The organism is Planctomycetota bacterium, from assembly GCA_038746835.1.
In the GTDB taxonomy this organism is placed as follows: Bacteria; Planctomycetota; Phycisphaerae; order Tepidisphaerales; family Tepidisphaeraceae; genus JBCDKH01.
In genome coordinates this window covers 20,833-35,369 of the sequence record JBCDKH010000014.1, presented here as the reverse complement: position 1 = coordinate 35,369, position 14,537 = coordinate 20,833, and the positions used below count along the sequence as shown (strand labels likewise).

The following is a 14,537-nucleotide window of genomic DNA, read 5'->3' as shown; positions in this document are numbered from 1 at the left end:
TGAGCAGGACGTCTCTCCAGCGATCGAGATCACCGGGCTCCGCAAGACGTACACGGACTTCTGGGGTCGGCCGAAGGTGACAGCGCTGCACGACCTCGATCTGACCGTAAAGCGCGGCGAGGTCTTCGGCCTGCTCGGACCCAATGGCAGCGGCAAGTCGACGACCATCAAGCTGCTGCTCGGTCTGATCTTCCCGTCCGCTGGCTCGGCCAACATCCTCGGCATGCCGGCCGGGCACCCGGACGTCAACAAGCGCATCGGTTTCCTCCCCGAGGAGTCGTACCTCTACCGCTTCCTCAACGGCGAAGAGACGCTCCGCTTCTACGGCAAGCTCTTCAAGCTGAGCCGGCGTGATTTGAACGAACGCGTGCCGCTGCTGCTCGACGCGGTCGGCCTCGATCAGAAGGCCAGACGCCGCAAGCTTCGCGAGTATTCCAAGGGCATGGCCCGTCGAATCGGGCTGGCGCAGGCACTCATCAACGACCCCGACGTCGTCCTCCTCGACGAGCCGACGACGGGTCTGGACCCCATCGGCACGCGGGAGATGAAAGACCTGATCGGCAGCCTCAAAGATCAGGGCAAGACGGTCATTCTGTGCAGCCACCTACTGGCCGACGTGGAAGACGTCTGCGACCGCGTCACGATCCTCTTCCGCGGCCGGATGCAGACGCTGGGCCAGGTCCGCGACCTCACACAAGATCGCGGCGTGACGATGGTCGAGGCCCCGAATCTGTCTGAAGAACAGCAGGACGAGCTTCGCCAGTACCTTTCCAGACAAGGCATCGACGCGACGCTCACGCACCCGCGGACGACGCTCGAAGACCTGTTCATCCGCGTCGTTCGCGACAACGCCGGCGACGGTGCCTCGTACACCAGCTCCGATTAGCGGCGACGGAACGGAGCGGGACGCCGCGTACTCTTGTGCTGTCGATGGAAGGCCTGTTCGACTCCCAGCTTCTGCTGCCGCTCGTTCTGTCGGTCGTTTTGGTGGTCGGCGGGATCGGGATCTATGGGTTTCGCGATCTGAGACGTTGGAGCTTGCGGCGTGCCATGGCTGTTGCCGGGCTGACGTTTCGTGAAGGTGTCCGACGGCGTGCGCTCTACGTCGTGCCGCTGGCGATGGTCGCGACGGTGTTGCTGGTGCTGCTCGCCGACCCGCGCGACGAGCGACAGGCGATTTCGCAGGCGATTCGGGCGACGTTGTTCGCCAGCGGGCTCATCGCGATTGTCGTGCCCTTGATCCTCGGCTGCGCAAGCTTTCCGCGCGAGATCGAGAGCCGTGTCATCTTCAGCATCATCACCAAGCCGGTAACGCGGCTGGAGCTGATCGTCGGCAAGATCGCGGGACTCGGCGGACTCGTCGCAGTCGTGCTCGTTGCGATGGGCGTCTTTTCGTCCGCCGTCTTGCTCGTGCTGGAGAACCGGCTCATCGACACGGTCGAGCGGCGACTCGCCTCCGGCCTCGCGGACGAGGGACGACGGCCTTATCTGCAGTACGTCGCGGATCGAGGGCTGCTGGGCGTGGATGGCCCACGTAGTGCGCGCGACTTTCAGCTATACGCAACCGCACCGGACATCGCCCACGGGGATGACGACGTCGAGCCGCGATTCTTCGGGCCCAACGACTACTTCGCGATGGTGCCCTTCGCCATGGACCCGGCGACTGCGGAGGAACTGCGAAGTGAAGCCGTGGCCGAGGGCAGCACGACCAGTGTCTCTGTGCTCTTGCGGCTCGACTGGAAGCTCTTGCCCGGCCGACTGCCGCCCGGGTCTCTACCGGTGGGCGTTCAGAGCCTCGACGCCCTGCCGCCACTGCAGCCTCCGCGTGTCGCGATCGATCTTCGCACCAGCGATGGCGATCGGTTCGTCACGGTCCAAATGATTCCGAACAACGCAGCGCTGCTTTCGATGGACGGTGCAGCGGCATCCTGGGCGGACACCGGTTCGATCACGTTGACAAGCGACGCTGTCGAGCGGCTGTTAGAGGTGTTTGCCGTTACCGGCGAGGCCGTCGTCGGCGTGTGGGGCTTGGCGGGTGACTACGCGTACGGCATCACGCCGGACTCGGTTGCCATACGGATCACGCGCAACGACGGGTCGATCTTCGAGCTGTTGCCTGCGACGGGCGACAACCCGCGGAATGCGATCCGGCTTGAGACGCGCTATGGCCGAGGCGGACTCGGACTCAGGGTCGGACTCGACGCTAACGACACACCGTCGCCCGTTGGCGTCTTCGCGTTCCGTGACACGCCGCTAGGCGGAGCTGACGAGGGCGTTGGCTTCCTAGCGGTTGGCGACGCGGAAATCTCCGAGTCGCACCTCGGCAACCTCGCCCTTGCGGCGGGCCGCGTCCGCGTTCGTGGGATCACGCCCGACGGCACCACGTCGCCGTGGCAGACGATTTTTCTGGACACTGGACTGCCGGCCTTTTTCGAGCTGCCCGTCTCGATCACGTCCGCCGGCGACTTCGACCTTCAGGTGCAGTCGCAAGCCCGCGGCCAGATCGTCAGCATGTCGACATCCGGCGTTCGAGCGGCCGACGCGGGCGGGCATGTTTTTGTCTCCATCGCCAAGGCGTTGCTCAACCAGTGGCTGCTCGGCCTGCTGGTCGCGACGTTGGCGGTGGTCTTCGGCACATTCGTCAACTGGCCCGTCGCGCTCGTCCTGACCATCGTCGCGATCGGCGGGCGATGGGTGGTCGAACGCATCGGGACGCAGTTCGACGGCCGAGATGCCGTGCAGCAGATCTTCCAGGGCGAGGAAGACGAAGGCTCCGCCGCCGCCCGTGAGGTCGTCGAGCGTGGCTACGACGTGCTGAGCGGCACCTCGTCGACGGTCGCCAAGTTTCTGCCAGACGTTGCCGTCTTCGATGCGGCACCGCTGGCAAGTCGTCGGCAGGTCGTGCCGTGGTCCAACGTCGGCGATGCCGTGATCCAGACGGTCGGCTATGGCCTGCCGGTGCTTTCAGCCGGGTACGTGCTTCTGCGACGTCGAGAGGTGGCGGCATGAGTCGGAAGACGACGCTCATTCTCGCGGTGGTCATGCTCGTGCTGTCAGGCATGCTGCGGGTCGCCGCTCAGGGTGTTCGCGACGGCTTGACGCCGGAGAATGTCGGGAACGCCGGCACGTCTGGCCTTGCGAAGCTTGACAGCGCGGCGCTCGGTCTCGTCCTTGGCGGACTGCGTGGGCCGCTGGTCATGGCGCTCTGGACCAGCACCGAAGAGCAGCGCGGCAGCAGCGCCGGCGGCGAGCAGCTGCTGGGCGGCCTGGACACGAAGATCGAACTGATCCGACTGCTGCAGCCGCAGTTCGACAGCGTTCACATCCAGCAGATCTACAACAAGGCGATCAATCTCTCTGCGGAGCTGGTCTCGCCCGGAGCCCGCTACGCCGCCATCCTCGACGGCATCGACTACGGCCGGCGTGTGATCGCGGATCGGCCTAGCAACATCGACATCGAGACGCAGATCGGGCAGGTCTTCTCAAACAAGCTCGGCGCCGCCGACGAGCGGGCCTTCTTCGAGCGTCGAGTTCGCGATGAGACGCGTGCCGAACGGACCCGAGCACGCGTCGTCCTGCCGGCAGCGGAGCAGGAGGCGTTCCAGCAGGCGGCCTTCCGTGCTGGCATCTCGCCGCGCGAGTTGGTCCTGCGCACGCCAGCCGAAGCGTCGACGAGGACGACGGTGCTCGATCTGGAAGTCGCTCGTCTGATCGAGGCCGACCCGGACAGCCCGCTGCTGGTGGTCGAGCCGTTCGACCCGCGTGCCGCCGACGCTGCGACGCTGCGACTGGCACGTCTGGAGCCGATGCTCGATGCCGAAGGACGCATCCAGCCGTCGCTCACCGAGCCGACCCGCGACGCCCCTGAAGGCCTCTCGTCGGGCGAGTACCTCGACGGCAGTCAGATTCAGTTCGTGGACGCCTACGGCCCCTTCCCCGAAGGTCTCGGCCCACACGCGTTGGCGTTTGAGCATGCGATGCGGGCGTACGTCCTCCAGGAGCACGCCGGCCAGCGGCACATTCAGCACTCGATTCCCTACATCCGAATCCAACCGGGGCGGAACCTCCGCGACTGGTCGCTGTCCACCTACGAGCAGGGGCGACAGCTCGAGGCGGAGGCTCTGGGTCTGGAGGCCCCGGCCCGCAGTGTGGACGGGCGTGAGCAGGCACTCATCGAACGACTCTCCGCCGGCTACCGACCCGGGCAGGCCGTGCCTTATCCGGCGCTGCTGCGGCGAGCGGTGACGATGTACGAGCGAAGCCTCGAACTCGCCGTACCGGCGGCCGATCGCTTCGTGAGGCACCTCGAACTGCACCCCGAGGCCCGCGGCTTTTTCACGTCCACGATCGACAGGCTGCAGCTGAACCAGGTGATCCTGGAGGCCGACATCGCCTATGCCCGCCTCGCGCTCGGCGACGAGACGATGGACGCCGTCACGCTCCGGTCGCTGCTCGACGCCTACCTGAAAGCCGACGCTGACGCCTTGCGATATGTGATGCGGTTCCACGTCGACCCGCTCGTCCTGCCCGCGGGTGTCGTCAACACTGACCTGTCCGGCCTTCCGCGTGAGCAGCAGGATGCAGTCTATCTGGCTCAGCAGGAGCTGCGCAACCAGAGTCGCGGCACGGGTCGCTTCGCTGGCGAGCGTGTAATGGACGAGTTCGACGGCATCCGGACGCGGCTCGCGGTTCGCATCGGAATCCTGCGGGAGCTGCTCGGCCAAGTCCGGTAATCGCGACGGGCTCGCGTGACTCGATGTGTGGCCGAAGAAGGCGATACGGTGTGAGGCACACGCCAGTGTCCGTCGCTCATGGGAGATTTGCCGCCGAAGCCTCCGACGCCCGACACGCTTGATGTGCCACCGGTCGATTCGGGCGGCAAGCGAAGTTGGCTGGCCTTCATCGCCCGATGGACCATCGCCATCGTCGGCATCGCGTGGGTCTTGAGTCAGCTGACGATCCGCGATCGCGTCTACGTCCTCCAGGGCGAGGGCGACGAGATCGCGGTCTACGACCTCGCCGTCGAAGAGCCCTTCGATCCTGCGGTCGACGACGAGGTGGTCGTCGCTTCGTACGAGACCGGCGAACCTGAGCGCGTCTCGGTCGATCGGCTCCTCAACGGACCCGACGCCAAAGGCGTGGACCTCGTCAGCGGCAGCTTCGAACTCGCCGCGATGCGGCTGACAAAAGACGCCAGCGGCGACGAGTACGCGACAACCATCTATTACTTCACGCCCGAATCGGGCGACGGCTACCGCGTCGTCGAACACGACGCGTCGCAGGGCTTTCGGTACACACCGCAACCGCCTCAGCCGCTGGTGCGGACGGGGCTTGCAAACATGGTGCGCGGGGCCGACCCGTCGCTGCTCGTCGCGGCAATCGCAGTCTTCCCGGCGACGCTGATTTTTACGGGCTTGAGGTGGTGGCGCTTGATGTCGCCGCTCGGTATCGAGATGCCGCTGCGCAAGGCGTTCGTGCTCAACATGGTCGGGTTGTTCTACAACTCGTTCATGCTCGGCAGCACGGGCGGCGACTTCGTCAAAGCCTTCTACGCAGGCCGATATGCCCGCCCCGGCTACAAGGCGGCGGCGTGGATGAGTGTGTTCGTCGATCGGCTGATCGGGCTTCTGGTCCTCGTCGCCATCGGCGGCACGGCGGCCACGATCCAGTATGCGATGACCGACGACAAGTCGTCTCCGGTCGCGATCGCGTGTGTGCGTGTCGCCACCGTTGCCGTGGTGATGATGATCGCAACGGTCGTGGTCGGCATCATTTTGAGCAGCGCTCCGACCAGGCAAGTGATCCGGACGCGGACAGGCCTGGGACGTGTCCTGGACAAGGCGGCCCCGCGGTACGAAGACCTGCCGGATGAGGTGTCGGACAGGCTGTCCGACCGGATCAAGCTCAAGGCCCGCGATGGCCTCGATGCGCTGTACACCGTGGCCGAGGCGTATCGCAGTCAGCCGATGCGCGTGGTCGAGTCGTCACTGCTAACGGTGCCGGTCCACGGTGCGGTGATCATCTCCGCGATGCTTGCGGGTGTGGCGCTGGGGCTGCCGATTCCCTGGCCGTACTACTTCGTTTGCGTTCCGGTGATCGTGCTGTCAGCCAGCATGCCGGTGAGTCCGCAGGGCGCGGGCGTGATGGAGTTCTTCGCCGTCATTTTGACCAAGCCGCAGGGCGCGACGGTCGCCCAGGCGTTCGCGTTGGCGCTCTGCATTCGCGTCGTCCAGATCCTCTGGAACCTCACCGGCGGCATCTTCGTTCTGCGTGGCGGGTTTGGAAAACGGCAGGAGCACGAGTTGGAGCCCGACGTCGACGACACGCCTCAACCGTTGCCGGCCACGTGACGCTCTACGCTTCGGCGTGGCCGAGGTCGACGGGACAACTCCGCTGCTCGCCGGCATCGATCGGCTGGTGCTCCGCGTCGCCAACTTCCCCGCGGCCGTCCGCTACTACCGCGACACGCTGGGTCTGGAGCTTCGACGCGAAGGCGGCACTTTCGCCACGTTTCGCCTGCCGGACGGCCGGGAGATTCTGCTCCACGATGACGACGACCTTCCGGGCGAAGGCGTCTTCCTGCTCGTCGACGACGTGCGGGCGTTGCACAACAGACGCAACGAGCTTCGGCTGACGTTCATGAGTCTGCCATCGCGAGTGGCTCGCGGCTACAAGGCGACCTGCCGCGATCCGTTCGGCACGGTGCTGCTGCTCATCGACCGCAGCCTCGAGACCGACGACGACCGACAGGTCGAGACCGCCGCGACGCCGGACGCACTCTTTCCCGGCGTGGCAGCGTCGCTATCGCCCAGGCGTGAGTTACTCGCCAAGCTCTACAAAAAGGCTGGCCGGACAGCAGACGACCTGCCGTACACGCCTCAGTTCGAGACGATCCACACCGCCTACGCCGCCGAGTTTGCCGGGCCACAGCCGGACCGTCGCGAGACGTGGCGTCACCTGCTGTCGCTCCGCAAGCGCGGGCAGCTTCCACGCCTCGGTGCCGCACGCGACGCTTCGCCCGTGGATGATCGGGCGAGCGAGCTGATACGCTCGCTCATCGACAAGCTCTTCGACGGCAAGATCGGCCGGCGCGATCGGTTGCCGTACAGCGAGGACTTCGAGACGTTGCGCGACGCGTTCAACGCAGAGCGTGTCCAGCGACGCGAGCCGTCGATGTCGCCACACGCGCTGTGGCGACTCGTGGCGAAGGCCGCGAAGTAGCGCCGCGTAGGCTCCACGCGTTGAACGCCACCGCCGTCGACGTCCGACACCTGACCTGCCGCTACGCCGGCCGCGAGACGCCTGCGGTCGACGACGTGTCGTTCGCGTGCGACGTCGGCCAAACCCTCGCGCTCGTCGGACCCAATGGCGGCGGGAAGACGACGCTCTTTCGCGTTCTCGCCACGCTCTTGCCGCCGACGTCGGGCACGGCCGCGGTGCTCGGGTTCGACGTGCACACTGATCGCGATGCCGTGCGGTCAAAGCTCGGCGTCGTCTTCCAGAACCCGGCCCTCGACAAAGAACTGACCGCCCGGGAGAACCTCGCGTACCACGCACGTCTGGCCGGTATCGACCGACGCGATGCAAACGCTGCCGCGGACGCTTGGTTGGAGCGTGTCGCCCTTGCCGATCGCGGAGCCGACGTCGTCAAAACGCTCAGCGGCGGCATGCGGCGTCGACTGGAAATCGCACGCAGCCTCCTGGCTGAACCCGATGTTCTATTGATGGACGAACCGACCGTCGGCCTCGATCCCGGAGCCAGGCGTGACGTCTGGAAACTCGTTCGTCATTTGCGCGAGTCGTCCGGGCGACCGATGACCGTTGTCGTCAGCACGCACCTGCTCGACGATCTCGCCGCCGACGCGGCTGACGCGGACCGGATTGTGCTGATCGACGCTGGCCGGATCGTCGCGGACGACACGCCCGATGCCCTTCGACAGCGTGCGACCGGCGACGTCGTTCGGCTCGCCCCGCGCGATCCGGCAATGCTCGACGACCTTGCCGAATGCCTCCGTCCGCACGGCAACGTGACCAATGGCGACGGTGCTCTGACGCTGCGTGTGCCGGATGGCCAGACCGTGCTGTCGAGCCTGATGGCCAGCGACGACCTTCCGCCGATGCGCGAGTGTAGCGTCTCTGCCGCGACGCTCGACGACGTCTTCATGACGCTCACCGGTCGCGGACTCAGCAGCGACGTTTACAGCCGCAGGTCGATCACGAATGGCTCGCCCGAGGCCTGCTGATCCGGGTTGAACCACCACTCGAAGAGCGACCGTTCCACGAGCGCATCCACTGAGCGACTTCCCGATGCCCGCAGGATCATCACGATGTTCGGCCGACCCGTGCGGTCGATTTCCAGTTGCAGCCGCATCGTTCGCCCCGACACGCGGTCCGCATACGCGCTCAGGCCGGCTCTGAGCAGGCGCGGCTTGAAGTCGAGTTTTCCGCCGCTGATGACCGCACCGGTCCGGATGTCGATGACCGGCACCGGTCGCGGTGAGACGGCGGGCGACTCGCGGTCAGTCGACGGTCCCGCGGTCATCGGCGGAGACGGCTGCGACGGTTCGGCATCGGCCGACTCGTCTTCCGTCGGACTGGCGGCCTCGTCGGCGAAGGCGAGGCTCGCCGCGTCTGACGAGAGCGGGCCTCGGAGCCCTTCCGGTGTCGCGGGCGTCTCCAGCGCCTCTGCCACCGACTCGGCCGCCGCAGCTTGCGACGGTGGCGAGGCGGGCGAATCGAGCAATCTCGGCTGCTGTCGGCCGAGCCGTGATGCCAGCTCGGGAAGCTCGCCCTGCTTTTCGAGGAACGCCTCGCCCTGCCCCGGCGTGCCGAGCGCGTTGTCCGGCAGGGTCTGCTGAACAACCGCGAGATCGAGCCCATCGCCTGGGCTCCACCCCACGTGGTAGAGGCCGGCTGCGATCAGCGACGCGTGAAGGACCACCGAGGCCACTATCGCCCCGCCGATTGAGCGTGTCCCGCGTCGGGCAATCCGCACACCCAACTCTATCGGAGAATCGGCCCGTCGTACGCTGCTGCGTGCGGATCGCCGAGCGCTTCGACAGCATCCAGGGCGAAGGGAAACTGACCGGCGTGCCCAGTGCGTTCATCCGCGCCAGCGGCTGCAACCTGCGGTGTTCGTGGTGCGACACGCACTACGCGAGCTGGAAACCCGAAGGCGGCCAGCAGTCGGTGGACGAGCTGGTCTCATGGGTCGGCGAGGTCGACCGAAAGCACGTCGTCTTCACCGGCGGCGAGCCCGTCATCCAGCCGGACGCAGAGGAACTCTGCGACCGTCTCACGTCCGACGGCCGCCACATCACGCTCGAAACGGCCGGCACGGTCTTCAAGCCGCTCGCGATCGACCTTCTGAGCCTCTCGCCCAAGCTCGCCAACTCGACGCCTAGCGCAAGCCAGTTCGCCGACGCACACGAACGGCAGCGACTTGATTTCGAGGCGATGAACGGGCTGATCTCGAACACTCGAACACGACGCGGCGACGTCCAGGTCAAGTTCGTCGTTGCGTCGCCCGGCGATGTCGACGAGCTCGGTGACGTGGTTGATCGTCTTGAAAACATCGCTCCTGACGACGTCCTTCTGATGCCGGAAGGGACAGACACCGAAACGCTCGTACAACGATCCGGGTGGCTGGCAGAGCTGTGCAAGTCGACGGGTTACCGCTTCTGCCCACGGCTGCACGTGTTCCTGTACGGCGACACGCGTGGCACGTGAGGATTGATCGTGCCGAAAAGAGTCTTATGAAATATGCTGTCGGCGTGCTCTACCGCGTCTGCTTGATCTCGCTGTTGGTCGCCTTGGCGACGCCCGCTTCGCACGCTGACGAGCTACCGGAACCGCCGGAGCTCGCGCGCGAGCTTCGCGGCGTCTGGGTTGCGACCGTCGAGAACATCGACTGGCCGAGCGCTCGCGACCTGTCGGTGTCACAGCAACAGGCCGAGGCCCGGGCGATTCTCGACCTCGCCGCCGAGCTTCGGCTGAACACCGTCGTCTTCCAGGTTCGCCCCGCTGCCGACGCGCTCTATCCGAGCGACCTGGAGCCCTGGAGCTACTACCTCACCGGCGAACAAGGCAAAGCCCCCGAGCCGTTCTACGACCCGCTGGCCTTCTGGATCCGCGAGTCCCACGCCCGCGGCCTGGAGCTGCACGTCTGGCTCAACCCGTTCCGTGTCCAGCCCAACAAGGGCTCGTACGAGCTCTCGCCCGACAGCATCGCCAACACCGACCCCGAGCTCGTCGTCGACTATGGCAACGACTCAAAGCGGATGCTTTGGATGAACCCCGCCATGGCGGCCGCCCGCGAGCGGACGCTGGCCGTCTTCGAAGACCTCGTCACCCGCTACGACCTCGACGGCGTCCACATCGACGACTACTTTTATCCGTACCCCGTCGACGGCGTCGACTGGCCGACCCACGCGTACGACGCCTACGTCGAAGGCGGCGGCGAGCTCAGCCTCGGCGACTTCCGACGCAAGGCCATCGACGACCTCGTCGAGGCGATGTACGAGCAGACCAAGGACATCAAGCCGCACGTCAAGGTCGGCATCAGCCCCTTCGGCATCTGGCGTCCCGGCAACCCGCCGAGCATCCAGGGCTTCGACCAATACGCCCGCCTCTATGCCGACGCGCGCAAGTGGCTGCAGGAAGGGTGGCTCGACTACTGGACGCCGCAGCTCTACTGGCCGATTGCCCGCGTGCCGCAGAGCTTTCCGCAGCTGCTCGTTTGGTGGCACCAGCAGAACGACGAGGCCCGCATCCTCGCCCCCGGCCTCTACACCGGCCGCGTGAAGTTCCAGGACTGGCCCGTCGACGAGATCATCGGCCAGGTGCTGACCGCCCGCGCTATCAGCGCGCTCACCGAGACCGGCACTGGTCATGTCCACTTCTCGAGCCAGATTCTGACGCAGAACATCAAGGGCATGAGCGAGCAGTACCGCGACCGCCTCTACACCGAAGTCGCCCTGCCGCCCGAGATGCCGTGGATCGACGACGACGCACCGGACGCCCCCGACGTCTCGCTTGCCGCTGACACCGCCACACGCGCGACTCGGCCCACGACGCAGCCTGCCAGCGATCTGGGCGACAAGTTCGAGACCGTCCAGTTCCTTCCGTCGCCTGAGCCCGACGCGGGCCTGCGTCTGACGCTCCGCCCCGACGGCGAGACGCCCCGCCGCTGGGCCATCCAGGTGCTCCGAGAATCCACCGGCTGGACGACCACCATCCACCCCGGCACGCGACGCACGCTGGTGATCGCCGACTTCGATGACGACGCGGTCGAGGCCGTCGCCGTTCTCGCAATTGATGCGTCTGGCAACGCGAGCGAGGCGACGGTCGTCCTGAACAGTCGCAGCGAACTTGCGGAAGCGGATTAACGGTCGCTCGGCAGCGGCAGCCAGATCGTGAGTTCCGAGTTCAACACCGGAAACGCCCACTCGAATCGCCAGCGACGCAGCTGGCTCGGAACGAGCCCGAGCTGGTTTGCCGCGTCGTACAGAAGCGGTTCGTCGTCGTTCAAGCCGTCGCTCGTCGAGGTTTCTAGAAAGTCAGTCGCAAGGTCGCCTGGCAACGCACCGCGATCGTGTGTCGGCGGAACGGGCGGTTGCGAACGGTGGAACCGAATCGCCGCGACCGGATCGACGTCCGGCCAAACCTCGGGCGGCAACAGCAGATTGATCACCACGCGATCCGTCGGAATCGTGACAAGCGTGCTCAGCCATTCGAACTGCGTCTTGGGTGTCTGTCGACGAAGTAGCGAATGGCGAATGCGTTGGCCCCAGACGACGTCGACGGAATCACCAACTTCCGGCTCCGAGGCGGGAAGACGCAGTTCGACGCCGTCCGGCCCGTGTTCGACGAACTCCAGTCGCGTCGCCCGATTCGCCGCCCGGCAGTGGTCGCGAAGCAGGCACGACGAGGGATCATCCGCTGGAGCGGTCGCATCGAGTGGCCCGTAGTCGAGGCGTGGCGCAGCTGGACCCGGTCTTACAGAGCCCACGGAGACCGACGGACCATTCGGCCGAAGCAACTCAACGCCCCACTTGGCCGACAGGTACGCACCATCGAAGCGTTTCGGGTCTCCCGTCGGCAGGACGAACAGCGTCGCATCGATGCGCCGTGCTCGGAATCCGACCATCTCCGCCGCCGCTTTGGACATGGCACGACGGGCGTCGCGATCGGCACGCTCTCTGGCAGAAGGCGCGCCAGCCGCGAGGCGCGCGTTGAGTCCGCGCCGCTTGCCCGGATGCCGGTGGATCAGGTTGGCAAACAACTCGGTCGCATCTTCCACGTCAGCAGTGGCAGCGCCGAGTCCGGACGACGCCTCGGCAACCAGCGTCAGCCCCTCGGGCGACGGCAAACCAGCGAGAAACGCGTGTGTTGACGGTTCCCGCAAAGCACGCAAAACCCGGCCGACGCTCGACCGGTCGAGGCCGAGCCGATCGACTAGCGCGTGTTCCGCCGGCGGGCCGTCACAGACGTCATCGAGCAGCTTTTGCAGTGATTTTCGCAGGGTTCGGCCGAGCTTCTCCACCTCGGCGTCCGTCGGGACAGCACGTGCACGAGCTGCCTTGGCGGAGACAGGGGCGAGGCGCACGCGGCTGACCACGCGACTTCGGCGGCGGATCGCGGAGGACGTGGAACGAGAGCGGCTCACGACAGCCGTCATATTCGCACCGGCCGGCGCCCGCAACCTTCATCGACGTGAAACACGGCTAAGAAATGTTCTCAGAACGCTTGCAGTGGTCCACGTGCTTCGGTAGCTTCGAGATGACCGCGGCTCCACCACGGCCGAACCACTTGAAGAGAGATCCACGGAAATGCAACAGAACAAGCTCAATACCGCACGCCTCGGCACCTACGCCGCCTCCGCCGCCGCCCTTTCGATCGCCGCGCCGGCATCGGCCGGAATCGTCTTCACCGAAGTCGGCCCAGTCGACGGCGCCCTGTTCAACGGGCCCAACGTCGCTGGCCAAGGCACCAGCAACGGCGGCAACGACATCATCATCCCGATCGACTTTGATCAGGACGGCACGGCCGAAATGGAAGTCGTTTACGAGGAACCAGTCACCAACAACCTGAATATCAAGATCCAGGGCTCACCGACCAATGCGGTCGGCAACGCTGAAGACGAGATCGTGGTCGACCGAACCCAGGCAGCGGGCAACGCAAACAGCCCGTTGAACCTGCAGTTCGGCGACACGATTGACGCTTCGCTGACGTCGCCGGAACGGTCGTTCCAGTTCATCGGCCTCACCGACAGCGGCAACTCGCCAAGCGGCATCTCCAACAGCAACGGCGGTGGCAACTTCGACCTGCTCGACCCGATCGCGCCGGAGTACATCGGCGTTCGGACCATTATTGATGGCGAGCAGCACTACGGCTGGATCGGCATCGTCATCACTGAGCGCGACAACACCAACGACGTGCTCACCGGCTTTGTCAGCGGCTACGCGTACAACGACGTTCCCGGCGCAGGCATCAAGGCCGGTGCGATTCCGGAGCCGACCTCGGCAGCCGTCCTAGCCCTCGGTGCCGCGGGCCTCGCTTCGATGCGTCGCCGCCGCTAGTCCGACACTCTCTCCCAGCGTTTGCCGCGTGCACCCAACCACGCGGCAGACGCCTTTTGCCCGACGCTTCCGTGCACGTCTCGACGTGCCACGTAGGTGTTTGGTTGTTTGCTTTCGCGTATCGAAACGCCCCGACCCTCGTCCCAATGCATCGTTCTACACAACCACGCGTTCGCGCCTACGCCGCCGCTGCGGCAGCACTGACCGTCGCGGCTTCTGCTTCCGCCGACGTCGTCTACACCGAGCTCTGCCCGGTCGACGGAGCCCTCTTCAACGGCCCCAACGTCCCGGGCATCGGCCCGGCCAACGGTGGAAACGACATCATCATCCCGATCGACTTCAACCAGGACGGCACGACGGAGCTCGAAGTGTCGTACGAGGAAGCACAGGGAGCGCTCAACATCAAGATTCAGGGCAATCCCGACAACGCGATTGGTAACCGCGAGGACGAGATCCTCGTCGACCGCACCGCGCCGCTCGGCGAAGCCAACAACCCGCTCGACCTCCAGTTCGGCGAGATCATCGACGCGACCGACAACGGCACGACGCGCTCGTGGCAGTTCATCGGGCTCACCGGGCCGACGTTCAACCCCGATGCTTCGTCATCGATCAGTGGCATCGCCGGCAGCAATCAGGTCGGCGCTGACGGCACCGATAGCGGCAACTTTGAAGTCATCGACGGAAAGACGCCCGAGTACATCGGCGTCCGCACCATCATCGACGGCGAGCAGCACTACGGCTGGATCGGCATCGTCATCACAACCAAGGTCAATGCCTCGCTCTCGGGCCAGCCCGACGAACTCGAGGGCTTCGTCACCGGCTACGCCTACGAGAGCACGCCCGGCGTCGGCCTCGCCGCGGGTGTGATTCCCGAGCCGACCTCGGCTGCCATGCTCGCGTTGGGTGCGGCAGCGTTCGCCGCCCGACGTCGCTAATCCATTCCTCGTTTTACTGGAG

Annotated in this window: 12 protein-coding genes; 10 read left to right on the top strand and 2 right to left on the bottom strand. The window is 65.8% G+C overall.

The window, feature by feature from the left end; translation table 11 throughout:
- Positions 1–22: 22 nt before the first annotated feature.
- From AAGI46_03105 to AAGI46_03080, 6 genes are all read left to right on the top strand, one after another.
- Positions 23–886: an ABC transporter ATP-binding protein gene (locus AAGI46_03105; protein MEM1011193.1), complete on the top strand. Its 864-nt coding sequence runs from the start codon at positions 23–25 to the stop codon at positions 884–886.
- 44 nt (positions 887–930) lie between these two features.
- Positions 931–3,009 carry an ABC transporter permease gene (locus AAGI46_03100; protein MEM1011192.1) on the top strand — a complete coding sequence of 693 codons (2,079 nt, stop codon included), beginning with the start codon at positions 931–933 and terminating at the stop codon, positions 3,007–3,009.
- A complete protein-coding gene (locus AAGI46_03095; protein MEM1011191.1) occupies positions 3,006–4,733 on the top strand; it encodes a hypothetical protein in 1,728 nt (575 codons plus the stop codon). The genes AAGI46_03100 and AAGI46_03095 overlap by 4 nt, the downstream gene beginning before the upstream one ends.
- A 78-nt stretch (positions 4,734–4,811) precedes the next feature.
- The gene (locus AAGI46_03090; GenBank protein ID MEM1011190.1) at positions 4,812–6,350 is read left to right on the top strand and encodes a lysylphosphatidylglycerol synthase transmembrane domain-containing protein; all 1,539 of its coding nucleotides are present in this window, start codon (positions 4,812–4,814) and stop codon (positions 6,348–6,350) included.
- Positions 6,351–6,366: 16 nt separating this feature from the next.
- Positions 6,367–7,221, top strand: coding sequence for a VOC family protein (locus AAGI46_03085; GenBank protein MEM1011189.1), 855 nt, complete (start codon positions 6,367–6,369; stop codon positions 7,219–7,221).
- A gap of 20 nt (positions 7,222–7,241) precedes the next feature.
- Entirely contained in the window at positions 7,242–8,243 is a 1,002-nt protein-coding gene (locus tag AAGI46_03080; protein MEM1011188.1) for an ABC transporter ATP-binding protein, read from the top strand.
- On the opposite strand, the gene AAGI46_03075 is transcribed toward AAGI46_03080, so the two are convergent.
- A complete protein-coding gene (locus tag AAGI46_03075) occupies positions 8,198–8,995 on the bottom strand; it encodes a hypothetical protein (GenBank protein ID MEM1011187.1) in 798 nt (265 codons plus the stop codon). The genes AAGI46_03080 and AAGI46_03075 overlap by 46 nt on opposite strands.
- Positions 8,996–9,036: 41 nt before the next feature.
- Between AAGI46_03075 and AAGI46_03070 the strand changes: the two genes are divergently transcribed.
- Together AAGI46_03070 and AAGI46_03065 are read left to right on the top strand one after the other, a co-directional pair.
- Positions 9,037–9,729, top strand: coding sequence for a 7-carboxy-7-deazaguanine synthase QueE (locus AAGI46_03070; GenBank protein ID MEM1011186.1), 693 nt, complete (start codon positions 9,037–9,039; stop codon positions 9,727–9,729).
- Between the two features lie 26 nt (positions 9,730–9,755).
- The gene (locus tag AAGI46_03065; GenBank protein ID MEM1011185.1) at positions 9,756–11,387 is read left to right on the top strand and encodes a family 10 glycosylhydrolase; all 1,632 of its coding nucleotides are present in this window, start codon (positions 9,756–9,758) and stop codon (positions 11,385–11,387) included.
- On the opposite strand, the gene AAGI46_03060 is transcribed toward AAGI46_03065, so the two are convergent.
- Positions 11,384–12,667 carry a hypothetical protein gene (locus AAGI46_03060; GenBank protein ID MEM1011184.1) on the bottom strand — a complete coding sequence of 428 codons (1,284 nt, stop codon included), beginning with the start codon at positions 12,665–12,667 and terminating at the stop codon, positions 11,384–11,386. The genes AAGI46_03065 and AAGI46_03060 overlap by 4 nt on opposite strands.
- Positions 12,668–12,830: 163 nt before the next feature.
- Between AAGI46_03060 and AAGI46_03055 the strand changes: the two genes are divergently transcribed.
- Positions 12,831–13,580: a PEP-CTERM sorting domain-containing protein gene (locus AAGI46_03055; protein ID MEM1011183.1), complete on the top strand. Its 750-nt coding sequence runs from the start codon at positions 12,831–12,833 to the stop codon at positions 13,578–13,580.
- Between the two features lie 146 nt (positions 13,581–13,726).
- On the top strand, positions 13,727–14,515 hold the full coding sequence (locus AAGI46_03050; GenBank protein ID MEM1011182.1) for a PEP-CTERM sorting domain-containing protein: 789 nt from the start codon (positions 13,727–13,729) through the stop codon (positions 14,513–14,515).
- The last annotated feature ends 22 nt before the right edge of the window (positions 14,516–14,537 follow it).